The sequence below is a fragment of the Gordonibacter faecis genome, from assembly GCF_030077735.1.
GTDB classification, from domain to species: Bacteria; Actinomycetota; Coriobacteriia; order Coriobacteriales; family Eggerthellaceae; genus Gordonibacter; species Gordonibacter faecis.
In genome coordinates, this window is record NZ_JASJEU010000025.1 from 69,449 (window position 1) to 93,840 (window position 24,392).

The 24,392-nt window shown below is 58.6% G+C and carries 18 protein-coding genes and 1 pseudogene; 7 read left to right on the top strand and 12 right to left on the bottom strand.

Features of this window, described 5'->3' with window-relative positions; translation table 11 throughout:
- Positions 1–194 precede the first annotated feature (194 nt).
- The 3 genes from QNJ86_RS13390 (at position 195) to QNJ86_RS13400 (ending at position 3,603) form a co-directional block, all read left to right on the top strand.
- Positions 195–1,508 (top strand): MerR family transcriptional regulator, encoded by a 1,314-nt coding sequence (locus tag QNJ86_RS13390; protein WP_283833151.1) that lies wholly within the window; start codon positions 195–197, stop codon positions 1,506–1,508.
- Between the two features lie 658 nt (positions 1,509–2,166).
- Positions 2,167–2,550 (top strand): hypothetical protein, encoded by a 384-nt coding sequence (locus QNJ86_RS13395; RefSeq protein WP_283833152.1) that lies wholly within the window; start codon positions 2,167–2,169, stop codon positions 2,548–2,550.
- A 153-nt stretch (positions 2,551–2,703) separates the two neighbouring features.
- Positions 2,704–3,603 (top strand): DUF4238 domain-containing protein, encoded by a 900-nt coding sequence (locus QNJ86_RS13400; RefSeq protein WP_283833153.1) that lies wholly within the window; start codon positions 2,704–2,706, stop codon positions 3,601–3,603.
- Positions 3,604–3,785: 182 nt separating this feature from the next.
- Here QNJ86_RS13400 and QNJ86_RS13405 read toward each other — a convergent pair whose 3' ends face one another.
- On the bottom strand, positions 3,786–4,598 hold the full coding sequence (locus QNJ86_RS13405; RefSeq protein WP_283833154.1) for a hypothetical protein: 813 nt from the start codon (positions 4,596–4,598) through the stop codon (positions 3,786–3,788).
- A gap of 169 nt (positions 4,599–4,767) precedes the next feature.
- Complete coding sequence (locus QNJ86_RS13410) at positions 4,768–4,950, bottom strand: hypothetical protein (RefSeq protein WP_283833155.1); 183 nt, start codon at positions 4,948–4,950, stop codon at positions 4,768–4,770.
- A 79-nt stretch (positions 4,951–5,029) separates the two neighbouring features.
- On the opposite strand from QNJ86_RS13410, the gene QNJ86_RS13415 reads away from it, so the two are divergent.
- From QNJ86_RS13415 to QNJ86_RS13425, 3 genes and pseudogenes are all read left to right on the top strand, one after another.
- Entirely contained in the window at positions 5,030–5,230 is a 201-nt protein-coding gene (locus tag QNJ86_RS13415; RefSeq protein ID WP_283833156.1) for a hypothetical protein, read from the top strand.
- A gap of 290 nt (positions 5,231–5,520) precedes the next feature.
- Positions 5,521–5,754, top strand: a complete 234-nt coding sequence (locus QNJ86_RS13420) for a helix-turn-helix domain-containing protein (protein WP_283833157.1) — start codon at positions 5,521–5,523, stop codon at positions 5,752–5,754.
- A 74-nt stretch (positions 5,755–5,828) separates the two neighbouring features.
- Positions 5,829–7,139, top strand: a pseudogene (locus QNJ86_RS13425) (site-specific integrase).
- Positions 7,140–7,233: 94 nt separating this feature from the next.
- Here the strand turns inward: QNJ86_RS13425 and ychF are convergent.
- The 5 genes from ychF to QNJ86_RS13450 all read right to left on the bottom strand — a co-directional run bounded on the left by ychF (position 7,234) and on the right by QNJ86_RS13450 (position 12,497).
- On the bottom strand, positions 7,234–8,298 hold the full coding sequence (gene ychF / locus QNJ86_RS13430; protein ID WP_283833158.1) for a redox-regulated ATPase YchF: 1,065 nt from the start codon (positions 8,296–8,298) through the stop codon (positions 7,234–7,236).
- Between the two features lie 345 nt (positions 8,299–8,643).
- Positions 8,644–9,606 (bottom strand): peptidase U32 family protein, encoded by a 963-nt coding sequence (locus QNJ86_RS13435; RefSeq protein ID WP_283833159.1) that lies wholly within the window; start codon positions 9,604–9,606, stop codon positions 8,644–8,646.
- Positions 9,603–10,535: a hypothetical protein gene (locus QNJ86_RS13440; protein ID WP_283833160.1), complete on the bottom strand. Its 933-nt coding sequence runs from the start codon at positions 10,533–10,535 to the stop codon at positions 9,603–9,605. The genes QNJ86_RS13435 and QNJ86_RS13440 overlap by 4 nt, the downstream gene beginning before the upstream one ends.
- Positions 10,536–10,542: 7 nt before the next feature.
- Positions 10,543–10,866 (bottom strand): hypothetical protein, encoded by a 324-nt coding sequence (locus QNJ86_RS13445; RefSeq protein WP_283833161.1) that lies wholly within the window; start codon positions 10,864–10,866, stop codon positions 10,543–10,545.
- Positions 10,867–11,114: 248 nt separating this feature from the next.
- On the bottom strand, positions 11,115–12,497 hold the full coding sequence (locus tag QNJ86_RS13450; RefSeq protein ID WP_283833162.1) for a sodium-dependent transporter: 1,383 nt from the start codon (positions 12,495–12,497) through the stop codon (positions 11,115–11,117).
- Between the two features lie 382 nt (positions 12,498–12,879).
- On the opposite strand from QNJ86_RS13450, the gene asnB reads away from it, so the two are divergent.
- Entirely contained in the window at positions 12,880–14,862 is a 1,983-nt protein-coding gene (gene asnB, locus QNJ86_RS13455) for an asparagine synthase (glutamine-hydrolyzing) (RefSeq protein ID WP_283833163.1), read from the top strand.
- 65 nt (positions 14,863–14,927) lie between these two features.
- On the opposite strand, the gene QNJ86_RS13460 is transcribed toward asnB, so the two are convergent.
- The 5 genes from QNJ86_RS13460 to dnaE all read right to left on the bottom strand — a co-directional run bounded on the left by QNJ86_RS13460 (position 14,928) and on the right by dnaE (position 24,275).
- Positions 14,928–16,442, bottom strand: coding sequence for an SLC5/6 family protein (locus tag QNJ86_RS13460; RefSeq protein ID WP_283833164.1), 1,515 nt, complete (start codon positions 16,440–16,442; stop codon positions 14,928–14,930).
- A 143-nt stretch (positions 16,443–16,585) separates the two neighbouring features.
- Positions 16,586–18,598, bottom strand: coding sequence for an arsenosugar biosynthesis radical SAM (seleno)protein ArsS (arsS, locus tag QNJ86_RS13465; protein ID WP_283833165.1), 2,013 nt, complete (start codon positions 18,596–18,598; stop codon positions 16,586–16,588).
- Positions 18,599–18,815: 217 nt separating this feature from the next.
- Positions 18,816–19,838, bottom strand: a complete 1,023-nt coding sequence (locus QNJ86_RS13470) for a hypothetical protein (RefSeq protein WP_283833166.1) — start codon at positions 19,836–19,838, stop codon at positions 18,816–18,818.
- A gap of 58 nt (positions 19,839–19,896) precedes the next feature.
- The gene (gene truA / locus QNJ86_RS13475) at positions 19,897–20,712 is read right to left on the bottom strand and encodes a tRNA pseudouridine(38-40) synthase TruA (protein ID WP_283833167.1); all 816 of its coding nucleotides are present in this window, start codon (positions 20,710–20,712) and stop codon (positions 19,897–19,899) included.
- Between the two features lie 101 nt (positions 20,713–20,813).
- Positions 20,814–24,275: a DNA polymerase III subunit alpha gene (gene dnaE, locus QNJ86_RS13480; protein WP_283833168.1), complete on the bottom strand. Its 3,462-nt coding sequence runs from the start codon at positions 24,273–24,275 to the stop codon at positions 20,814–20,816.
- Positions 24,276–24,392: the final 117 nt, after the last annotated feature.

A 24,392-nucleotide genomic window follows, 5' to 3' on the forward strand; every position in this document is an offset into this window, starting at 1 on the left:
TGAAGTAATCTTTTGTAAGCAACGCTGTTAAAATCGTACCAATAAAGTCTATTGATAATATAACGTGCCCTATAGGTATAAGGAACGGAGAGACGCATACCTATAGGCATCTGCGGAATACACAGAAGAATAGAGGAAAAATGGAAAACTTGCAAGGAGCGCTTGAAACCTAGGGATGCAACGAGGCGACCCCCATGAGTTTATACGCGAACATATTCAGGCTCGGAGACGGATTGATCCAGAAGAAAGGCGAACCAAGCGGACTCTATAAAACAAATCCCATAATCGTGGGCAATAACGGCTCCTTTCCCATAAAGCGCGTTATGTTCGAAGATGAATTCGAGTCCTTGCTTTCCCAATTCCAAGAATACGAATGGGCGATCCTGAACGGCGTTACCTATTGGGGCAGAAACAACCTTGCAGCAAGCCAATCGAAGATGTGCGCAATGATCTTCGACCTGGATGGGGTCACTGAGAAAACCCTCGGCAGCTTCATGGATGGCGTATCCGCAGGCTATTACCCGCAACCGAACTTCATCACCCTTTCAGGACACGGGGTGCATCTTTACTACGTGTTCGAGCAGCCGATCTCATTATACCCGAACATAAAGACCCAACTGAAGCAGCTCAAGTACGCACTCACCCGCGTCATCTGGAACGAGAGAACGTCCACGGACAAGAACGTGCAGTGCCAGGGGATCAATCAAGGATATCGAATCGTCGGAGGCAAGACCAAAATAGAAGGAGTTGCAGTGCGCGCTTTCGAGGTCGATTCGCACCCGATCACGCTCGATTACCTAAATGAATTCGTCGACGAGAAAAGCAAGATCGACACCTCGAAGCTGTACAGGGACAGCAAGACGAGCCTTGCCGAGGCTAGGGAGAAGTGGCCTCAATGGTACGAGCGCCGTATTGTCAATAAAGAGCCTCCGGGAACATGGAAAGCCCCCCGAAGGGTCTACGAGTGGTGGAAGACGCAGATATTCGATAGTGCGGTGTACGGACATCGATACTATTGCCTTATGGCTTTGGCGATCTTCGCGATAAAGTGTGACATAAAGGAAGAGGAGCTGCGAAAAGACGCATTCTCTTTCGTGAAGATGCTCAACGATCTGCACCCCGAAGACCCGTTCCTGGAATCCGATGTCGAATCGGCTTTAGACTGCTTCGACGAGCGTTACATCACGTTCCCACGCGTAAGCCTGGAGGCGCTGACGGGCATTCCGATACCGGAAAACAAGCGAAACCATCAAGATAGGTATACGCATCTCCAGGCCGACCATTGGGAGATAGACGGGGAGACGGTAGAGAACCCTTGCAAGAAGAATCGCGAGGAATCATTAAGAAAGGCGCGCGAGGAAGGACGTATCACGGGCAGACCAAAGGGAAGCGGGAGTAAAGAATACGCCGTTAAGGATTACTTCGCCGAACATCCTGATTCGAGTTCACGCAAGGCGGCTGAAGCTCTTGGCATTTCCCCGACCACAGTTCAGAAGTGGAGGCCATAGGGCGAGCGTTTTCCGCCTAATCGATATCCCGGCATGCATGACCGTCCCAAAACCCTCCCTCCATATCCTTTGCTTGAATACACGAATAATCGCCTGGATTCTGAATTCATCTCGATATGGGGTATTTGCACGTTCGGGCTGCAACCTCGCCTCACAGCGTCCCAGAACACCTCAAAAGCATTTGGATCGCCCTATCCGCGCATGGGCTGTCATGGGTAGGTTTCTTCCATCTCAGTCAAAAGCCACTCCAAAAGTTGATTTGCCTGTTGGCATCGTGAGAGTTTCACCGTCTTCGTGGCTATCGAATGGAGGACGTTCGGCTTTGGAGCTAGGTTGTATCGGCTGCGATTTCATACGTAACCACCTGCGATCAATGCCCAATCTGGCGTTTAATGCGCCTGCATCAACTGCTGGCTTTGTTTTAGAGCGAGCATCTGTGCATCGTATAGATGCACATGACTTACCCCGAATGTTTTCTTTGTTCGATCAACAGCGAAACAAGGGAAAGGGCTTCTTTTCTTATCTTTCGGGATTTATAGCAATACGTGATCACGAAGTGACTAGAGACTTATAATAACAAAGACACAAGTCCATAGGGGACTAGCCGAGCACGTGAAACCCTATGGCGACAACCACCGCAATAGATCGGAGCACGACTATGCCTTCATTCTCAACATGCCCCAAAGAAACACTCGATGCAATTCACGCACTTTTTTCTGCATTAGGAAAACCAACCGAACTTGGCATTACTGACCAAGCAGCACTCTGTGACGATCTTCAATTTGGGTCAAACTTTCATCCCGTATTTGCTTTGACAGAGCACTTCCAGGCCCACGACAGCGGGAACAAAGGATACACGTACAATTCGTCCCGCGGTGACCATCTATCCGTACCCGGCTATACCGAAGAGGGAGAAGTGGTTGTCATGGATGTCTCCTTTCATAAAGGCGAAACGTATCTTAGGCTCAATCTTTTCCCGAGCGAACCGCAAGAAGTTCACGATGCCTTATTTGAGTTGTTGCGAAAACTTGAAACTAGGTAAACGCACCATCTAATCGTCGGCACCCGCTCCGCGTTTGTGCAATCTGGCGCGGAGCTTTGCTTTGCATCGCTAGAGAGCGGCTACAAATATCGAAGAACGAGCTAAACCGTTGTACGGAGACATAAAGCACCGATATATGAATGCAGGTTTTTAATGGCCGAGAAAAGCAAGAGCACGAAGAAACAACACTGGATTCCTCAATTCTATTTGAAATACTTCGCGAACGAACGCGGTGAGCTTCACGCCTATAATTCAAAAATAGACAAATTCTATTCAACAAACACGCGTAACATTTGCGAGAAAAACTATCTTTACGAGGTGCCGCGCATTCACGCAGCGTGCGAGAGCCTGGATCGTTTTCTCCAACCGAACGCAATAGAGAACCAGCTATCAAAAGCAGAGCATCTTCTTGCATTACCCTATTCGAGGCTCATCCAATGTTGCGAGCGCGGCGAACTGGAGGATGAGGATTTCGAAGACGGCAGACTTTCGGTATGCTATCTTCTCGCAAGCATAACGGAACGTCATCCGTACGCAATTGAAGACAGGCGGACTTCGGCAGCGAAAATAGCACGTGACTATCTTGATGCCGGAAAACTAACGAAGAAAGAGGCGGAACGGCTCAAATCGCACGGCATGGAGGGTGAGCTTGAAAGCCTTGCTGAGCATTTTGCAATGCAAGCGGCATTCTCTACTACGGATAGAGAGGTTGCGCAGAAGCGTATCTATAGCGCACTATGCAGAAAAAGACTTATTGTCGTAGAAGCGCCTGTTGGGGTCGAGTTCGTTTCCGCATCGCTCCCACTTTATTTTATTGGCAATCAGGCAAGCGGATTCGAGTTCGATGCCGCCTATTTGCCACTATCTAGTCGATATGCAGCAGTTTTTGCACGCGAACAGGGGGCAGCGACGCTCCGTAAAGCAACAATTGCAGAAGCTAGAAGCTATAACGCTAGGCTGCTACTCTCCAACTCGGTATGGGATGTTGCGTTTTCAAGAGCCAAAGGATCACTTGAAAATTCAGTACGAGATTGGCGCATCAGTAAGTTTTAGCTTGCCGTTTCCGAAACCCTTACCTTTCGCCCCGACTAATTCCTCACTTATCTAATCGAGCATTTTCGCGCGCATCCATGGAACACCGCCATATCGAATCGCGAGCATCAGAAGCTTGCCGGAGGCAGCATAAATCAGTCTGCCTCACTCCTCACTTGGCTTCCCCCGGAATCGACCTGGGATCAGTATTCGTGGTTGAACCCGCATTTGCCGCAGTAGTAGGCTTGCTTCTTCTTGCCAAGAGCGCCGCCTACTAAGCCTACCGGCCCTAGCAGGACGGCTCCCGCCGCCGCTTTTCCGACGCTGAACCCCTTGTTGCTCGTATCCACCAACTTCCATTGAACGGACTCTCCGCACATCGGGCATTTGCTCGGAGCCTTTCCCATAGCCCCTCCTCCCGTACTAGCATTTGCATTCGGCTCGGCTGTCTTTCGGTTTTTCGAATTCTCATGGGTTCGCCTTTTTTGCTCTAGCAATGCCTCCCTCTGCTCTATTTGCTCATCGGTCATGTATTTGGCTTCTAACGTTTCCGATTGGTACTCGCGAACCACTTTCCTGGCAAGGAAAAAGACGATGACCGCAGGCACGAACGAAATGATGATCGCTCCGGGCACAGCGTTCCTGTAAATCGTGAAGAGGTCGATCAAGTCGAAGTCGGGAGCGACAAAAACGAGGACTAGGACAAACACAACGGCCGCTATGCCGATAGACAAAGCGGATGATGCCCTGTTCGTCGGTTCTGTCATTTCGGATGGACTCGATTCAGGAAAGGCGTTCGCTATCGCCTCATATATCGATCGGTCTACGACCATCTTGCTCTTCTCCCCACCCGCGAAAAGAAGCACCACGGTGTATTCGCCCTTGCTTCTTGAAAGAAGGGCGTAGCCTTTGACAGTGCTTTTGTTTAGGCGCACGTAATTCGAGAGGTGCAGCCCCTTCTTCTTGTTCTTCCAAACATACTCGCCAACAAAAGCCCCTGCCGTCACGTAGTTCATACAGCAACACTCCCTCGACAACCCTTGATCAGCCATTGCAATGCGACAAAAGATGGATTCCGGTTGATAATCCGACCGCATGGCATAGCCTCATTGCAGCATTGGTCGGTTTTGCCTCCACCCCGTCCGGTCTCTCTTTATCTCCACGTTGTCCTAACTGCCATCGTCGCTAGTCAACATCCTTCCAGGTCTTCCCGCCGTCAGTCGATTTCTTATCGCCTTTCCCGTCGCCGTCGGTGTCGGCAATGGCGTTGCCCTTGTTGTCGGTTGCGACGGAGCCGCCATCCTCCGAGAAGAAATAGCTGTTCCCGTCAGAATCCTCCGCGTAGGTGTTTCCCTTTCCATCGCTCATGTAAACGGCATCATCGTCCGAATAGACCCCTGCGTCCGGGTTTTTGCTGCTGGAGGACGACGAGCCGGAAGAATGGCTTTTGCTTGACGATGAGCTGCCGGAATCGGCTGACTTGATGCTTGAGCTGCTTGAGCTAGTTGAAGAGCCGCTGCTAGGCTCGCTTATGACGGAGCTGCTGGAATTGCCGCTCTTTGCGTTGCCGGATTGGCTGCAAGATATTACGGCGACAAGGCAGATAGCAACGGTGGCAAGGATAACAAACAGTTTTAGTATCGGCTGAGAAAGCTGTTCGGATTTGCTTCGATCATCCATCATGGTTCCCCTTCCAGCGGTTTTCTATTGTTGAACCGTGGAAGAAGCCCCCTGCGATGGGTGATGAGGAAGGTATCCGCCACGGCTTGTTTCTAGCGTGCATTTAGATCTAAAAGTATTGGAGTAGTGAGAAAGACGGGCGAGCCGCCCTATAGCACTATCCCCCTGTCATCCCCGCCTTTTCGTCTTCGCTCCCATTTCCCTACAACATAATATCCCAAATTGGGATATTTCATCCTATCACCTATCGTTTGCAAAATGAACATCGAAGCCAACAAGACTATAGGCAAATGCCTCCAACGGCTGCGAATCGATGGCGGGCTGACGCAGATTCAGCTTTCGAAAAAGATGGGTAAGCCCCAGTCGTATGTATCTAAAATCGAGATGGGCGAACGCAGTCTCCAGGTGTACGAGCTATTTGATTACTCGGCGGCTCTCGGCTTGTCATCTGAAGAAATCATCAAGAAGCTAGAAGCGGTTCTGCTTACTTAAGCACTTCTAAGACATCACAACTAAAGATCGGTATCATGCAATCCAGCATCTAGTTTTGCCGGAGAGGCATCTTCATGGCGAAACTTATTAGAAGGAAAGACAAAAACGGGATCGTTCTAGAGAAAGGAGAAGGTCAGCGGAAGTACGGGCGTTATTTCTACGAATGGTCTGACGAACTGGGAGAACGCCGTTTCATTTATGCCACGACTCTCGTAGAGCTTCGAGAGAAGGAAAAGACCGTCGCCTACGACGTTCTCACGGGCATCAAGCAAGACGGCGCGAACCTGACGCTTAACGAGGCGCTTGAGTATTGGATAAAAATCCGCGAGGACGATGTGACGATAGGCGCGATCAAGCCCACCACGCTCAGTCAATACCTCTGCACTTACAAGAACCACGTCAGAGATTCGCTCGGCAACTTGAAAATCAAAGACATCACCAAACCCAAGCTTGCGGCGTTCTACAAGCGCAAAATGGCAGACGGCCTGGGAATATCTCAAATAACCAATATTGCCAAGCCCATCAACCAAACCCTCGCCATCGCCGAAGAAGAGAACTGGATACGGCGCAGCCCGACGCGCGGAGCCTTAAAGGCGGTCGCAATAGCCGCCAAGAAGAGCCAAGACGGCCAAGAAACACGAGTCAAAGCGCTCACCGCAGAACAGCAAGTTTCTTTTCTCCACTGGCTCGGCAACAATCCAGCTCGCCTGCCGCTGAAATGGATAGTCGAAACCTTTCTTTACTCGGGTATGCGCATTGGAGAATTGTCCGGCTTGCAGAAACCCGACGTTTCCAAGCAGTTCATCACGGTGCGTCATTCGTTCGCCTATTTTTCGTTGGGCGAAAACGGACGCGGCAAGATGCAAAGGGTGATGCAGCATCCGAAGTCGATAGCCGGAAAACGCATCATTCCCCTGCTGGAGCCAGCCGCCGATGCCATCGCCGAATATCGCGCATGGATGACGCGCAACGGCATCCGCTTCGCTGAATCTATAGACGGTTTCGACGATTTCGTTTTCCTCACGCGCAAGGGATGGCCGCTCACCCCTGCCGGGGTCAACAACGCGCTGAAGCGGTCGGTCGATGCGTTCAACAAGGAGCAAGCTGCGAAAAACGAGGCTTTGCGCCTACCGCCCTTGTCCTGCCATTGACTTCGGAGGACGTTCGCCACCCGCTTATGCGAAGCGGGAGTCTCGTTAAAGGTAGCCCAATACCTCTTGGGACACGAGGATATCAACATGACGGCGAATATCTATACTGCGGTGCAAGGGAGTTTGACCACTTCCGAAATGCTGAAACTGATGGGAGAAAGCGTCGAGCTTCCGGAAGATTCCGTACAACATTTTTACAACAAATTGGGGCGGTTTTACAACAAAACAGCCTGAAACCAAGGTGACCAGCGCAAACTCGAACAATGAAAAAGCCGCATACCCCCTGTTCGATGGGGGTATGCGGCTTATCACGATGCCGAAGGGCGCGCTACACGTTGAACTTGAAGTGCATGATGTCGCCATCCTGGACGATGTATTCTTTGCCTTCTTGGCGGAGTTTGCCGGCGTCTCGGCAGCCTTTTTCGCCGCCCAAGCTCACGTAGTCTTCGTAGGCGGCCGTCTCGGCCTTGATGAAGCCACGCTCAAAGTCGGTGTGGATGACGCCGGCGGCCTGGGGGGCCTTCGCGCCGATAGGTATGGTCCAGGCGCGCGTCTCGGTCTCGCCGCTGGTGAAGTAGCTTTGCAGGCCCAGCAGGCGGTACGCTTCGCGCACCAGACGGGCAAGGCCGCTCTCTTCCAGGCCCATGGCCTCCAGGTACTCGCGCGCCTCGGCCGGGTCGAGTTCGGCGAGGTCAGCCTCCACTTTCGCGGAAATAGGCACGGGCGCACAGCCGTCGATCTCAGGCAGGTCGGCGTCAAGCTGATCCTCATCAACATTCGCAATATACAGCATCGGCTTCATCGTGAGCAGGTGTAGGTCGTATAGCGCCTCGCGCTCGTCGTCGGTCAAATCAAGCGTGCGCGCACGATGACCCTCGTTCAAGCCCGCCAGCACCTTCTGCGCGGCAGCCGCTTTCGCCGCGCCCGCCTTGTCGCGCTTCGCTTCCTTCTCCAAACGCGGCAGCGCCTTATCCAGCGTGGCAATGTCGGCCAAAATCAGCTCGGTCTTGATGGTTTCCACGTCCGACTGCGGGTCGACGCGACCCGCCACGTGCACGACATCCGGGTCGCCGAAGAAGCGCACGACCTCGCAGATGGCGTCCGTCTCGCGGATGTTCGCGAGGAACTGGTTGCCAAGCCCCTCCCCCTGCGACGCACCCGCCACCAGGCCCGCAATGTCCACAAACTCCACCGTGGCCGGCACAATGCGCGCCGGGTGGTCAATCTCCGCCAGCGCATCGAGGCGCGCATCGGGCACGGGCACCACACCCACGTTGGGCTCAATGGTGGCAAACGGGTAGTTGGCCGCGAGGCCGCCTTTGTTCGTAAGCGCGGTGAACAGCGTTGACTTGCCAACGTTCGGCAGCCCAACAATACCGATAGATAGCGACATGAAACTTCCTTCTCAAGAGGTGCAATAAACGTATCGCCCCATGATAGCAAAAGCCACGCCCCCGCGCGGACCGCGACGTTGTGCATGTGAAGGCTGGTTTGAGGAAATCAATGGGGAGGATCAACGGAGGGAATCAACCAGTGGAAGGGCCAAAGGGGTGGTCGTGCGGGACGACGAACTTTCGCGGAGTGCGTGAGGAGTTCCGTGCGACCACCCCTTTGGCCCACCATATGGCAGAAATCTAGGCATTGGCGCCGTCGCTAGGATGACAACGTTTGCGAATGGCCTCGTCATAATGTTAGGAAAACGAGAAACCTTTTGGCGTAATCAGTAGCGCGAAGCGCGTCACATTTTGGCGAAGCGGACTTCGGGGTAGTAGCATGATAGGCTGTCGGCGCAGTCGGTGGCGCGTTCGGGGGGTATGTGCATGTGCTCCAAAAACTCCTGCTCACTGGCGCAGGCGTGGGCTATCTCTACGTTGTGCACGATGGCCTCAATATCGCGCAGCACGTAGGCCGAGTCGTCTGAGCGACCCACGATTTTCGCGGCCGCCACGCCCGCTTGCTCAAGCCGGTAGATGGCGCACAGCCCGCACGCGGTGCGGTGGAAGCGTCCGTACACCTCGTTGTTCTCGCGCGCCGCCTGCGACAAGCCCCTCCCGCGCCCTACCGTGTAGAACTCGCGGCGCGTGTGGCGCACGTCCCAGCAAAGCGCATTGCGCCCCTGGAAATGCCGCCCGAGACAAAACCCGTCGGCAAAGATACAGCCGTTACGCATGAGAAACACTTCCAACTCCACGTCGGGCACGGCTTTTGCGATGGCCTCAATTTCCGCAAGCCCTACGTCGCGGGGCACGATGACGCGGCTGCATCCCAGGTCGTAATAGAACCGTGCAATGTCGGCGTTGTACACGCCGCACATGGTGGAGGCCACCACATCCAGTTCGCAGTCGGCCGCCGCCTGCACCGCCTCGGGCACCGACACAATAACACCCGTCGCCCCCGCCGCATGCAGCCGCTCAAAATAGCCGAACAGAAAGTCCAGCTGCTCTTGGCTGTACAGGTTCGCGTTGAACGTGACGTACAGCTTTTTTCCCAGGTGGCGCACCTCGTCAACGATATCCAGCACCTCTTCGAACGAGTAGGGATTCGCCTGGCGCTGAAAGCCGGTCATGCGGTTGAGGTCGGCCACATCGCCGAAGCGCTCGTGCCACGCGGCGTCGTGAAAGCCCACGTAGAATTCCTCGCCGCCTGCCTGCGCGTAGCGCTCAAGGTACGCCCGGTCGTTCACCGGCACCAGCGGATTCATCGCGCACCTTCTTCCACCAGGGCTGGGCGGGCGGCGGCGGGTTGGAAGCGCGCCGGAGTTGGGCCGTTCTCCACCCGGGAATCGCGCCGGGGCACCAGCACGTCGAAGGGCGACACAATCATGCGGAAATCCTCCCCTTCGCACACCGTGCAATCGTGGTTCGGGAAATACACCGTGCGCCCGAACTTCAGCAGGCGCGCGCCGTAGGGCAGCTCGTAGCCGATGGCGCAGCGCGTGCATTCCAGCGCACACGACGCGTTCGGGCGGAACTTCTCGCGCGCAGGCCGGCCGATGCTTGCGAGTTCACACAGCGCGCCCGTTGACATATAGCAGTAGGGCATGTGCACGCCCACTTCTAAATGCGACATGAATCCCCGCAGCTCAGACAAGTCAAGCGCCGCATGCGTGGGGTCAAGCTCGATGCCCGCAAGCTCGCCTTGGCGAAACAACTCGGTGATCAGCGGCGGCACGCCTACCGCGTGCTGGACCTCGAACAGCTCGGCGTAGCGCGGGTCGCGCGGCACCTTCGAAAACAGGCGCCCGGCGTTGAGCGGCAGCCCGTAGCGGTCGACGCACTGCGCCACCATGCCGGGATCGTTCACCGTGATCTCGTCGATGATATCGCGCGAGCCAGCCACCACCTCGTCGATGCGGCAGTGCGCCTCGACCAGGTCTTTCTGCGAGAACAGGGGCACCACCAGTGTGGCTGGGATGCGCTCGCGGCGGCAGAGCGAGAACGCTTCGCGCCACACGCGTTTGGGCTGGCTGAGGAAGTACTGACTACAGAAGTTGGAGCCGATATACAGGCGCTCGACCGAGCGGCGGCCCGCCGCCAGCATGGTGCGCTCAACCATCTGGTCAAGCGTCATGCCGTGCGAGCGGGCCGCCGCAGCCGTATCGGCCACGTTGCACGCGGGTACGGATTGCATCGCGGGATTACTGCTCGTTTTCGGCAGCGCCCTGCCCGTACTTCTCGCCTTCGCCGTACTTTTCGCCGGAGCCGTAGCCTTCGCCGCGTTCGCGGCCCTGCGCGTACTGCTCACCTGCGCCGTAGCCTTCGCCACGCTTCTCGCCGGAGCCGTACTGCTCGCCGCGGCCTTCGCCTGCGCCATAGCCTTCCCGCTTGCCTTCACCATAGCCTTCACCAGAGCCGTAGCCCTCGCGCTTGCCTTCGCCGTAGCCTTCGCCCTTGCCGTACTTCTCGCCGGAATCTTGGCCGGTCAGCGTGTCTTTCAACTCGTCAATGGTATCTTCCATCATAAGGAACCTCTTTCCTCGTTGTGAGTAGGGGCAAAAAAGCGGCCCGCAGGCCGCTGTCGCGTACGACGCCCGGCGGAGGATGAAAGCCGGGCGTCAACGCGCCGCAGCCATCGTAAGCCTCGCACGCGGCGGACGCCACGCGCACCGCGCATCGCTTGCCCGCCCGTGTTCCGCCCGTTAGTTCCCCGAAACAAAAGGCGCCCCCGTTGCCGGAGGCGCCTTCGAACCACAACAGAGGGTGGGTGCGTCTACATGCTGAACAGCCCAAACTGAGCCGCTACGTACGCCACCAGAATGACCACCACCAACACCGGCGCCACATACTTAATCATGATGACCCACGCCTTTTCGGCCTTGAAGGGGCTGGAGGTTTTCACCTCTTTCACAATGAGGCTGGGCTTCACTATCCAACCGATAAAGATGCAGGTGAGAAGTGCAACAATAGGCATAAGCACCGAATTCGAGAAGAAGTCGAAGAAGTCGAGCAATGTGGTGCCCGCGCCCAAAGGCTCAATAAACGACAGGCCGTTGTAGCCCAGATTCACAAAGATGCCCGCCACAACCACCACACCAATCACGGTGGCAAGCGCCTTCTTGCGCGACCAGCCCGCGCCGTCCTGAATGATGGACACGCACGTTTCCGTGAGCGAAATAGCGCTGGTCAACGCCGCAAACAACACCAGCAGGAAGAACACAAAGCCCACGACCACGGCCGCATCCCCCATGCCAGCAAACACCCCCGGCAGCGTAATGAACATGAGCGACGGGCCAGCCGCGCTCGCCACCGCATCGCCTGAGCCCATGGCCACAAACGCAGCCGGCACAATCATGAGGCCAGCGAGGCACGACACACCCACGTCGAACCCGCCGATACGCACGACGCTCTGCGTGAGGCTGGACTTGCGGTCGAGGTACGAACCGTACGTAATCATGATACCCATGGCCAGCGACAAGCTGTAGAACATTTGCCCGAGCGCACCAATAACCAGTTCAGGCGAGAATTTACTGAAATCGGGTACCAGGTAGTACAGCGCCCCTTCGGCCGCGCCCGGCTGCGTCAGCGTGTAGGCCGCAATGACCACGGCCATAATGATGAGCGCCGGCATCATAACAAGGTTAGCCTTCTCGATGCCGCCCTTCACGCCCAGCGAAACCACCACAAATACGATGGCCATGAACAGAAGCATCCACAAAAAACTCTCGACATCGCTGGTGATGAAACCAGTAAAGAAATTGCCACCATCCGCAAGCGCTTCGGGGCCGTTAATAAGGTACGAGGCCGCGTACTTCGTTACCCAGCCACCAATGATGCAGTAGTAAGGCGTAATGATGAACGGCACAGCTGACGCAAGAATACCAATGATCGCATATTTTTTACCGAACTGCTTAAACGCGCCGATGGCCGATTGACCCGTCGTGCGGCCAAGCGCTGTTTCCAGCAACAGCAGCGACACGCCGAACGTGAACACCAGCACCAGATACGTAATGAGGAAGGTGCCGCCGCCGTACTTGGCGGCCAGGTACGGGAAGCGCCACATGTTTCCCAGGCCCACGGCGGACGCCGCCGCGGCCAGGATAAACGCCCATTTACCCGACCAGGACGAGCGCGCGGGCGCGTTCGTAGAAGCCATCGAAAACCTCCATTGTGTCATCGTGCGGAAAGCACCGGCGCGTTCGTCCACGCCGAGCTGGATACGGGCGCCTTCAGCGAGTTTCCCCCTGCGCCACAATCTAAATGCATCATTATAGCGGCAAACCGGGCTATTCGCTCCACGTTTTCGCAGAAGAATGCCCAAACAGGGGCACGGGGGCTTGGGGTGGCTGGGGTGTGCTGTACGTGGGTGCGTGTGTGAAGCGCTGGTCGGAAGATTCTCCCCTGCTCAAATCTGGGATTTTGGCGAGATGAGCGGCTGAGGCTTGGGAGTGCGCGCCGCTTACTCTATCATGGAACAAACCAACTTCGACAGGCTTTCCGCCCCGGCGGAAAGAAGGACGCAAGGAGCTTACCCAACCATGTGCGGCATCTGCGGATTTACTGGCGCTACTGACGCTGACCTGCCTCTTTTGAAAGCTATGTGCGACGTTATGGCGCACCGCGGGCCCGATGGCGAGGGCCAGTACCTCGACAGCGGGATTGCGCTGGGGCATCGTCGCCTTTCGCTCATCGACCTTGAGGGCGGCAACCAGCCGCTCGTGCGCGCCACGGGCGAACACGCTTCGGCCGTTACCTCCCCCGCGCTCGACGCGGCGGGCGGCTACGTGCAGGGCGAAGCGCGCGGCACGGCGCGCGGCGATTTCGCCATCGTGTTCAACGGTGAGATTTACAACTACCGCGATTTGCGCGCCGAGCTTGAAGCCGACGGGTGGGCCTTCGAGACGAACTCCGACACCGAGGTGCTACTTGTGGGCTATCTGGCTTGGGGCGAAGGCGTGCTCGACCGCCTGCGCGGCATGTTCGCGTTCGCCATTTGGAACCGCAGCACGCGCGAACTGTTCTGCGCGCGCGACTTCTTTGGCATCAAGCCGTTCTACTACACGGTGGCTGATGGCGCGGCGGGCCCGCAGTTCATCTTCGCCTCCGAGATCAAGTGCATCCTTGAGCACCCCGCCTACCAGCGCGAACTTAACGAGGACGCGCTTGAGCAATACCTCTGCTTCCAGTTCTCGGCGCTTGACGAGACGTTCTTCAAGGGCATTTTCAAGCTGCCGCCCGCGCACTGCCTGACCGTGCGCGCCGACGGCTCCACCACCATGCGCCGCTACTGGCGCCCCACGTACCACTTCGACGAGGGCCGCAGCCGCGAGGACACGGTGGAGGCCATCGACGCCGCCATGCGCGAGAGCGTGCGCTACCACAACGTGGCCGACGTGGAGGTGGGCTCGTTTCTGTCGAGCGGCATCGACTCCAGCTACATGGCCGCGTGCCTGGCGAAGGAGAACCCGGACATCAAGACGTTCACCGTGGGTTTCGCCGAGTACGAAGGCGAGCGCGACGAGATTTCTTGGGCGCGCGAACTGGCCGATGAACTGGGCATAGAGAACAACTCCAAGCATATTTCCGAAGAGGAATACTGGGCGAGTTTGCCGCGCGTGCAGTGGCACATGGACGAGCCGTCGGCCGACCCGTCCGCCGTGGCACTGTACTTTGTTGACCAAGAGGCCGCAAAGAAGGTGAAGGCGGTACTCTCCGGCGAGGGCGCCGACGAATTCTTCGGCGGGTATCGTATCTACCAGACACCATTTGCGAACCAGAAGTTGGCCTGGGCGCCGAAGGGCCTGTTGCGCGGCGCGTCGAAGGCGGCCCGAGCGCTGGGCGTGCGTGGGGCAAACTACCTGGAGCGCGCGAGTGAGACGCCTGAGGACTGGTACTACACGAACGCGAACGGCGTGGCGTTCAGCCCTGAGGAACGCGAGCGGCTGCGCGCCGGCAAGCGCGCCGAGGGCGTGGCGCGGCCGGCTGCGCCGCAGGAGCTTATCGCGCCCGCGTATGCCGAGGTCGCAGGGCTTGATGACACCACGCGCATGCAGTATGTTGACCTATTCTTCTGGCTGGTGGGCGACATCCTGTTGAAAACCGACAAGATGTCGATGGCCCATTCGCTGGAAAGCCGCGTGCCGTTTTTGGATAAGCAGGTGTTCGAGGTGTCGGCCACCATCCCCACGCGCCTCAAGGCCAACGGCGAGCAAACGAAACTCACCCTGCGTGAGGCTGCCGAGCGCGCCATTCCGAAGGACTGGGCACAGAAGGAGAAGCTGGGCTTCCCCGTGCCGGTAGTGAATTGGCTGCGCCAAGAGCGCTACTACAACCAGATAAAAGAGCAGTTCACAAGCAACCTGGCGGCCCAGTTCTTCAACGTTGACGAGCTGGTGCGCCTCCTCGACGAGCACAAAGCCGGCGCCGACCGCAGCCGCAAAATCTGGATCATCTCCATGTTCCTCCTGTGGTACCAAATCTACTTCATCGACCAGAAAACGCCGGAGAAGCCTGCCGCATAAGCACTCGCGCCCACCCCACGTTACATGCAAGCGGGGTGGGCGCGAAGAACTGAGTGTATCTGGCGCTATGCGCGCGTAGGGGCGAGGTCTTCGGGGTCTGGGGCGCCTTCGCCCAGTTCGCGGCGGCGTGCGTCGGCGTCGAGGCGGGCGAGTTCTTCTTTTGTGAGGCCTTTCCAAGTGGGTTTGATGCCGGCGCGCTTTTCGGCTGCTTGGGCTACCAGGCCGGGGATGATATACGCCGCCCAGCAGATCACGGCACCCCAGAGGTTGACGCCGAGGAAGTTCGCGTAGGTGCCGCCGCCAATGTTCATGAAGGCAAGCGCGCTCGGCGCTACCGTGTCGGCGATGCCCAGCGCCATGCCAATCCAAAACGCGAGTTGAAAGCCCACTTTCGTCGGCTTCACCACGCCGTGGAGCAAAAACACGGGGCCGATGCCCATAATCATGGTGCCCGAGATGGTGGTGGCCGTGATGATGGACGCGCCCATGACCATGGGCAGGTTGCCCACAATGCCAAACACAATCATGAAGATGATGCCAATGATGCGCGGGTTCATTTTGGGCGTGTGTCCCAGAATGCCGGGCAGATCGCGCGCTGTCAGCTTCGCCAGCGAACTGAACGTGGAGTCCAACGTGGAGCCCGCCGTAGCAATCATGATGACTGCCATCACGAAGAACGCCACCAGCCCGAGGCTCTGCGCCACCACCACCGGCGCGCTGGAGCCGGCGATGCTCATGTCATTCAGGTACGCGTGCACGCCGATGAGCGAGAACAACACGATGGCCACAAACCCCAGCAGGCCCGCCACCGTAAAGCTGCGAAGCATTTTCTTCTCTTCGCAGATGAACCCGCGGTCGGTGAGCACCGCGTCGTGGAAGCCGTAGCTCAAACATTGCAGGCCAGCGCCGATGATGAAGTCCACGCCGCCCTCAAGCGTCCACGAGCCCGACGTGGCGAACGCGCCCAGGCTGTCCTGCGGAACCACCCAGATGAGCACCGCAATAAGCAGCACCGCAAACAGGATGGCCTGCGCCACGTCGGTGATAATGGAGCCGCGCATGCCGCCCCAGCAGCAATACCCCACCGTAATGGCCGTGAACAGCAGTGCCGCAATAATGAACGGCGTCGATCCCGACGCACCGTAGTACGCTCCCACGACCGAGGTGTTCGACCACACCTCGTTGAACAGGCGTACCAGGATGGCGGCCGAGAAGCAGAACGCCGCAGCCACGCCGTAGTGTTCCGTGAGAAAACTCACCATGCTGGTGGCGCGGAACTTACGGCGCAGGCGGTAGAGCGCCCAGCCGGTCAGCGGAATACACAGCCAGTACACCGCGTAGCCGATGCCACCCACAATGCCGAACTCGGCGCCCATGTTCGCGGCGTTCGTGACCGACTTCGCGAAAATCCAGGCAATGAAGATGGAGGCCGTAATCATCCACGGGTTGGCAGCGCGGCCGTGCTTGTCCTCACCTTTGAAGAACCCGCCCAGGCTGACGGTTTTCGGCGACAGCAGGAACATCACCACGCCGTATACAATGAGGAACCCCCAGAAGAATATCCCGGTTGTCGCGTCCACCTGCATTCCCCTTCCCCTTGGTTACTGGATGATTACCACTATAGGATTATATCTAATAGTCGGAAGATTCCAATACCCCATTTTTGAGGAAAAGTGTGACGCCGGGGACTTCGTTACAGCCCCCTACAGCCAACCTGACAGCATTACCCCTGCACGAGGGTGCCGCCGCAGCTGGAGCCGCTGCCGGCGGTGCAGGCGTAGCAGTGATTCCGGAAGCGGATGGGACGCGCCAGCGAGAGCGCGGGGTCGGCCGCGTAGTCGAAGATGGTGCGGTCGCCGCCGTCGGCGCGGCGTACGGCCAGGCCCAGCGCCTGGTTGAAGTCACAGTCGTACACACGACCATCCCAACCCACCGACAGCTGGCGCCGGCACATCATATTCGGGCACGCCTCCTGGTTGAAGCTGTCTACCAACAGGTTCAGATACGCGTCGAACTCCCCCGTGTCCAGCAGGTGCGCGCCGTAGCGGCCGATGGGGTTGTTCGCCACCGCAAACAGGTGGTCGAATAACACGCCCAAGTCGGCGAGACGGCGATGGTACAACTCTTCGAGGGCATCCTGGTCGGGCGGCAACACGGGGTTTTGCGGATTGAACACGAGGTCGAGCACGTGCACGCCGTCGCACCCGTAGCCGCGCTCGTTGAGCTCACGGAGCATCTCAAGCGAGGGGTCAAACGTCGCAGACCCGCGCTGCTGTTCAGCCTGCGCCGCGTGCACGTTCGGAAGCGAAGCCACCACTTCCACACCCAACTCAGCGTAGTGATCAATGAGGGGCGCGTAGACTGGGTCGCGCAGGATCACGAGATTGGTTCGCACCATCACATGAGCAACGCGCGAGGCCTGCTCAATGAACCAGGCGAAGTCAGGGTGCATCTCGGGTGCGCCACCCGTGACGTCCACGGTTTCGATATGCGGACGCGCTGCCACAGCCAGCACCGCCTCAAGCACAGAGCGATCCATCGCCTCGGTGCGACGCGGCCCCGCCTCCACGTGGCAGTGAGCGCAGGCCAAATTGCAGCGGGCAGTGACATTCACTTGGATGGTAGAGGGCTCTTCCACGGTGCGCAAGCACGCGGAGTCATCCACCATGTCCTCGAAATACACGAGCTGCGCGAGCGCAAGGTTTACATCCTCCTTGGTAGCGTACGCGCGCCGGGGCGAGACCTCGGTGCGCGCCGACGGACCGCGGCGGAAGCCGCCCAGGAGCGAATCTTCCAGATGGTCATCGGGGCCTTCTGCAATGCGCGCGCGATAGGACACCGCCGCGGGACTCGCGGCTGGCCACAGGGTATCGAACCAGTTCAGGAATGCGTCGTGGTCGTAGCGCACCGGGACGGCTTCCACGTAGAGCCCGTCGCGCTCAGCACCGAATAACGCATCGGGATGAGGTGTTGCGGCTATGCGCACGGCAAGACCGAACTGCTGCCCCGTGAAGTTCGGCAGACCCGCGGCACCGTTGTTTATCACAAGCCCGCGCGCGAGCGCGAGTGCGGCCGGCGCGCATGTGTGCGTAGTGGTAAACACGTCAACGTCGTTCTCGGTCATCCAGCGGTCAAGTTCATCCTGACGCAGGACATCCTGCAGCGATTCGCGCGAGCAGGCCCAGCCGCCGAGCAGCTGCTCGTCGCCGTGCGTGATGGCGACCTTCTTGCCTGCCACCGTCACCGTCGCCGTGGAGGGGCGGTCGACCAGCGGCTCCTTGAGTTCGGGATGTGCGTCCACCGCCTCGGACAGCTTCTTGTGGATGCGGTTCGAGCGACTGACCGCGTCGTCACCCGTGCACTCCGGATACGCACAGCCGCAGCCCACGCCCACATCCACCTGACGGCGCAACTCAGCCTCCACGTTTCCCACAAGCGGCATGTAGCGCGCAATGCGGCGCTCGATGTTCGCGAAATTCTCGGCCGTCTTGTCGAACCAGTGCACGTCGCCATTCAGCACAACGCGCACGTTCCCCTGCTCGCTCGCCGCCAGGGCATCCACAGCGTCAAGCGCGAATGGGTTGCCGTAGAGTCCGCCCACCACGTAGAGCACGTCGCACGCTTCGGTTGGTGCGCTCGCGAACGCGTCGGGAGCCAGGCGGTAGTCCACCGGACACACACGACCCGCATCTTTGAACACCCGGCGCACCTGCCCGGGCACAGCGCATGACGACATGAAAACACGTCCCTTCTCGTGCAAAATCTTTTTATAGGATTATATCCAATAATCGCCAAGAGCCAATACTACAAGTCAGTCAGCCCGCGTCGTAAAGTACGGAATGGGGAAAACTTGTGGCGTATTAGTTAGCGCGAAGCGCGTCACACTTTTGTGGAGCGGGAGTGCGGCAAGGGTAGAACCCTTGCCCTACGGGGTACCTGTGAAGGGAATTCCGCTAGGCGAGTTTTGAGGCATCCACGGCAACGAGGTGGCCGTGCTCGTCTTCGAAAACGCAGAGGCTACCGTCGCGACTTTCGTAGAGGTTGCGGAAGCGCGAGAATCGCTCAGGTACGGACGGAACATCGGTGGGCTGTTCAGGCTCCGGCGCAGCGCAGGGAACCTCCTGCTGCTCAGGAACTGGCGCAACAGGCTCAGAAACAGGGGTTTCGGCGGGAACAACCTCGTTTATGGCTGGGTCAGCAGCGGGAGAAGCTACCACCACAGGCAGGGGTGCTGTATCATCAGGATCTATCATGGGCGGCGTCGACACGGGTGTCGGCTCAGGTTCAGGAGCAGGTTCGGATGCTGTCGCAGGCTCCGGCACAACCACCATCTCCGGCTCGGCCACAGGCTCTGTAACTGGCACTGTCTCTTGCTCCGAAGCAACCACAGCCACCTCAGCAGCCACCACTTCCGGCTCAGCCAACTCCCCCATCGTCGCTTCCGCAGGCTTCTCCTGCAAGTTGGGTAGCGGCGGCAGCACGCACGGCAGGTCAGTCATCGAGCGCAACACCACTCCCGCAGTAGGCCCTTGCGGGTCGAACGTCTCTTCCTCAACATCCGCGCTCACCTCGCGCGGCGCAGGTACGTTCGCCGTCACAGGCGCGTTCGCCGGCGCAGCAGTCTCCACCGGCGCAGCAACCACATACGCAACAGACCCACTGGCCGCCACCTCGGTGGGCGTGGGGTTTTCAGCAGCCGCTTCAGCCAAGCCGCCTTCAAGCACCTCAATACCCGAGGCCATCACCAGGTTCTCTGACGCAGGGGCAACACCCAGGCGATTCGCCAGCGAGATGTTCGACTGCGCGATGGAAACCAGCTCCGTGCCCAAGTCGGACGCGTCGCCGCGGCCCGTTTGCAGAAGCTTCCCAATGTCAAGTACGCGCGACCACGAGAGGGCATCCAGGTCCTCTTTGAGCGATGCCACCTTATCAGCCTCGCGCGCGATGCGCTTCTCCGGGCTGTTTCCGAACACCATGAAGCCTCTCCCTCTGCTGCGGGTATCTAAAATGCGACACCCCAGTATACCAGGCCCATCAGTAGATTACGCGCCAAAACACCAGTCCCTGGGCGGGTGCGTTTTCTCCTGCCGCCTGGCGGTCGCGGGCCTCAAGCACCTCAGCCACCCAGCCCGGCTTGCGCTGGCCCTTCCCCACCATGACGAGCGTGCCCACCATCGTGCGCACCATGGAGTGCAAAAACGCATTGCCCACCACCTTGATGGCCATGATATTTTCGCCCATCACCGTCTCGGGGTGAAATGATATCTCACGCACGTTGCGATTCGTGGGCTTACCTTCCGCAGAGGCCGCCATACAAAAACTTTTGAAATCATGCTCGCCCAGCAGGTGGCGCGAGGCCTCTTCCATGGCCGTCACGTCCAGACCGCCGGGGATGAACCAGGAGAAGTCCTTCATGAAGATGGGACTCGTGCTGTCCACACACAGGTGGTAGTGGTACTCACGCGCCTGAGCGTCGAAGCGCGCCGAGAAGCCGAGCTTTTTTGGCTCCACCTCGCGCACGGTAATGCCGTCGTGCGTGAGCGCGTTGAGGGAGCGCCGCAGGCTGGGCAGCGACCGACCGGCAATATCGACGTCGTCCACGTCGAAGCTCACCACCTGGCCGAGCGCGTGCACGCCGGCGTCGGTGCGGCCGGCGCACGTGGTTTCCACGTCGCGCTTGAACAGCAGGCGCAGGGCGTCTTCCAAATCGCCCTGCACGGTAAGTTGGCCCGGTTGGCGCGCAAAACCGCTGAACGGAGCGCCGTTGTACGAGACCGTCAGCGCAAGCGTGTGGTTGCGCTGACCTTCCGCCGAAGCGGCGGGGGTATGTGAAATGGTTTCTGTATTCATAGCCGCCATCATAAACGAACCGGGCCCGACCGCAAGGCCGGGCCCTCATGCGCTTGCCAAATTGTTTACTTGCAAAACCGCCCCGTGCGAGTAGGGCTGCCCTACGACGCCTTCCAGATGGGAGCGCCGAACAAATCTTGAATCTCGGCCAACATCACCGCGCTGCGCGCGTCCACGGAAACAGGCAGTTCAGCGCGGAACTTGCGACCGTCGCTCTGGCTCACGAACAGCACCACGCCGTCGCGTCCCGGATAGGAGCGCAAAATGCGGTTGAGGCGCTGCGAGGTGTTCTGGTTGAAGTCGGCCGACGACACCTTCAGCTCCAGGTGTGAGGGGCGCGCATCGGCCTCGGAGAGTTCGATGGCCTCCACCTCGAACGCCATAATCTGGTTGCCGCGGTCGTTGTGCTCGAACTTGCCCTTCACCTTTACGATGGCATCCTCTTGGATGGCCTCGGCATTCTCGTCATACTTGAAGCAGATGCACTCGACGTGTCCGGTGGTGTCCTCCAGGGTGAACGTGGCCATCTTGGTGCCGCGCTTCGTGAGCTTCGTCACCACGCCGGAAATCATACCCACAAACACGGCGGATTTGATCTCCTTGGTGCGCTCGGCCAAGTCGCCCAGCTGGTATTTCGTCATGCGCGAGATGGTGCCCTCATACGGGCGCAGCGGGTGGTCCGAGACGTAGATCTTCATGATCTCCTTCTCGTAAGACAACAGCTGGCGCTTGGGCCATTCCACGCCGTCGGGCTCGGGCACTTCCTCGTCGAAGCCGGAATCCGGGTCATCGCCGAACAGGTCGAACATGGACACCTGCCCGCGGTCGCGGTCCTTTTGGCGCTTCGATGCGCTTTCCAGCAGCAGCGTTTCGTCCACGAAGTACATAAGCTGCTTGCGCGTGTAGCCGGTTGAGTCGAACGCCCCGCCCTTGATGAGCGCTTCAAGCGTCTTGCGGTTGTAGCACTTCGAATCGAGACGGCTCACAAAGTCGTGCAGCGACGTGAACGGGCCGTTCGCCTCGCGCTCGGCAATAATTTCATCCGCAACGTTTTTACCCACGCCGCGCACACCCACCAGGCCGAAGCGAATGCCCTCGTCAACCGGCGTGAATTCCGCATTCGACGAGTTGATGTCCGGCGGCAGCACCGGCGTGCCGTTGTGGTTGCAGCTGGCAATGTAGCGAATGAGGCGGTCGGTGTTGCCCATGTAGCTGGACAGCACAGCGGCCATGAAGTCGTTCGGATAGTGCGCCTTCAAATACGCCGTACGCATAACCAGAATGGCGTACGCGGCCGAGTGCGATTTGTTGAACGCGTACTTAGCGAACTTCTCAGCGTCGTCCCAGATCTGCTTTGCAATTTCCAGCGAATAGCCGTTCTCCACCGCGCCCGTGTTCCAGTCTTCCTGCAACCCACGCATGACGTCGAGTTTTTTCTTACCCATGGCCTTGCGCAGCTTGTCGGCCTTGCCCGCCGAGAAACCGCTCATGGCCATAGATATCTGCATGATCTGCTCTTGGTAGACCATGGTGCCGTACGTTTCCTCCAAGATGGGGCGAAGGCGCTCGTCGTAGTAGTGGATGGAGGTTTTGCCGCTGGCCACTTTTACGTAGTCGTCCACCATGCCGGACTCCAGGGGGCCCGGGCGGTTCAGCGCGATGGAAGCCACGATGTCGGAGAAGCGGCGCGGGGGAAGGCGGGCGAACAGGCTCACGTACAGCGCGCCCTCCACCTGGAACAGGCCGTCCATGTTGCCGGAGCGCATGAGTTCGAAGGCACCCTCGTCGTCGATGGGAATTTCCTCGGGGATAACCTTCGTGCCGTAGCGCGCCTCAATGTTGCGACACGCGCGCGACAGCACACCCAGCGTACGTAGACCGAGGAAGTCCATTTTCAGCAGGCCCAACTCCGGCGTGTAGTGGCCATCGTACTGCGTGATGATGCCGCCGCCCTTGGTGTCGCGCTTCATGGGCACGTGGTCGCTCATGGGGTCGCGGCAGATGATGGTGGCGCATGCGTGCACGCCCTCGCCGCGCACGTGACCTTCGATGGACTTCGCGGCGTCGATGACAGCCTTCACGTCCTCTTCGGTTTCGTAAGCCTTCTTGAGGTCGGGGTTCGTGTCGAGCGCCTTGTCAATGGTGATGCCCAACTCATCACCAATCATCTTCGTAATTTTGTCACCCGTGCTGTAGGGGTAGTCCAGCACACGCGCGGCGTCGCGCACGGCGTTTTTCGCCTGGAGCTTGCCGAAGGTGATAACGCCTGATACGTGGTCTTCGCCGTACACTTCTTTAATGTGTTCGATAACTTCTTGGCGGCGTTCATCCTCGAAGTCGACGTCGATATCGGGCATCTCCACGCGCTCGGGCGACAGGAAGCGCTCGAACAGCAGGCCGTTGGACAGCGGGTCAAGGTCGGTAATGCCCATGGCGTACGCCACGATAGCGCCTGCGGCCGAACCACGGCCCGGGCCAACACCAATGCCCTGGCTACGCGCCCATTCGATGTATTCCTGCACGATGAGGAAGTAGGCCGGGAAGCCCTGCTGGATGATGACGCTCATCTCGTATTCGGCGCGCTCTTGCGCGTCCTGCGGCACTGGGTCGCCATAGCGCTTGACCAGGCCTTCCTGTACGCGCTTGCGGAAGTAGCTCTCCTCGGTTTCGCCCTCGGGCAAGGGGAAACGCGGCAAGATGGAGTCGCGCTCCAGCACCACGTTCACCTTTTCGGCCACTTCCACCGTGGTGTCGCACGCCTCCGGGAAGTCGCGCATAGCCTCGCGCATTTCCTCTTCGGTCTTCATGTAGAACTGGTCGTTCTCAAAGCGCATGCGGTTGGCATCGTTCATAGCCGAGCCCGTGCCGATGCACAGCATGATGTCCTGGGCGCGTGCGTCCTCGCGCGTGAGGTAGTGGAAGTCGTTCGTGGCGATGGTCTTGAGGCCCGCCGCACGCGCAACGTCGGTCAGCTGGTGGTTGAGTTCGTTTTGCGTGAGGCCGCCGTCGGTACGGATGCCCTGGTTTTGCAGCTCGATGTAGAAGTCGCCCGGCTCAAAGCAGCTGGCGAACTTTTTTGCCCAGGCCACGGCGTCGTCAAACTGGCGGTTATCCAGCAGCTTCGGGATGATGCCCGCGATACAGGCCGACGAGCCAATGATGCCCTTGCCATACTTTTCCAGCATGGAGAACGTCGTGCGCGGCTTGTAGTAGAAGTTGTCGACGTGCGACTCGCTGACGAGGCGCAACAGGTTGTGATACCCCTCGTTGGTTTTCGCCAGCAGCAGCAGGTGATAGAGCTTCGGCTTGCCATCGCGCTTGAGTTCCTCGTCGGTGGTGAAGTACACCTCGCAGCCGTAGATGGGCTTCACGCGCTTGCCCGTTTCCTTCTCCACGGCGTCGCACGCGTCGCAAAGCTCCGGCACGCCCGACATCACGCCGTGGTCAGAGATGGCGACCGCTGGCATGCCCAGGTCAGCCGCGCGTCGCACCATGTCTTTGACGTGCGTTGCCCCGTCGAGCAGGGAATATTCGGTATGGTTATGCAAATGGACGAATGCCATATCTTGTGCCTCGAATCAGTTGTAGATGCGCTCGCTTGTGTCGTTGCCATCATACCAGCAACCGCGGCAGCGTTGTTCGAACAAATGATGGTTTTCGAAAGGAGGTTGCGGCGCGGG

Coding starts and splice junctions, on each gene's coding strand:
- QNJ86_RS13470 (WP_283833166.1), bottom strand. CDS start 19,838: ATGGTGTTCGGAAACAGCCCGGAGAAGCGCATCGCGCGCGAGGCTGAT.
- truA (WP_283833167.1), bottom strand. CDS start 20,712: ATGAATACAGAAACCATTTCACATACCCCCGCCGCTTCGGCGGAAGGT.
- QNJ86_RS13420 (WP_283833157.1), top strand. CDS start 5,521: ATGAACATCGAAGCCAACAAGACTATAGGCAAATGCCTCCAACGGCTG.
- QNJ86_RS13440 (WP_283833160.1), bottom strand. CDS start 10,535: ATGCAATCCGTACCCGCGTGCAACGTGGCCGATACGGCTGCGGCGGCC.
- ychF (WP_283833158.1), bottom strand. CDS start 8,298: ATGTCGCTATCTATCGGTATTGTTGGGCTGCCGAACGTTGGCAAGTCA.
- arsS (WP_283833165.1), bottom strand. CDS start 18,598: ATGTCGTCATGCGCTGTGCCCGGGCAGGTGCGCCGGGTGTTCAAAGAT.
- QNJ86_RS13400 (WP_283833153.1), top strand. CDS start 2,704: ATGGCCGAGAAAAGCAAGAGCACGAAGAAACAACACTGGATTCCTCAA.
- dnaE (WP_283833168.1), bottom strand. CDS start 24,275: ATGGCATTCGTCCATTTGCATAACCATACCGAATATTCCCTGCTCGAC.
- QNJ86_RS13395 (WP_283833152.1), top strand. CDS start 2,167: ATGCCTTCATTCTCAACATGCCCCAAAGAAACACTCGATGCAATTCAC.
- QNJ86_RS13405 (WP_283833154.1), bottom strand. CDS start 4,598: ATGAACTACGTGACGGCAGGGGCTTTTGTTGGCGAGTATGTTTGGAAG.
- QNJ86_RS13435 (WP_283833159.1), bottom strand. CDS start 9,606: ATGAATCCGCTGGTGCCGGTGAACGACCGGGCGTACCTTGAGCGCTAC.
- QNJ86_RS13410 (WP_283833155.1), bottom strand. CDS start 4,950: ATGAGCGATGGAAAGGGAAACACCTACGCGGAGGATTCTGACGGGAAC.
- QNJ86_RS13390 (WP_283833151.1), top strand. CDS start 195: ATGAGTTTATACGCGAACATATTCAGGCTCGGAGACGGATTGATCCAG.
- QNJ86_RS13445 (WP_283833161.1), bottom strand. CDS start 10,866: ATGATGGAAGATACCATTGACGAGTTGAAAGACACGCTGACCGGCCAA.
- asnB (WP_283833163.1), top strand. CDS start 12,880: ATGTGCGGCATCTGCGGATTTACTGGCGCTACTGACGCTGACCTGCCT.
- QNJ86_RS13450 (WP_283833162.1), bottom strand. CDS start 12,497: ATGGCTTCTACGAACGCGCCCGCGCGCTCGTCCTGGTCGGGTAAATGG.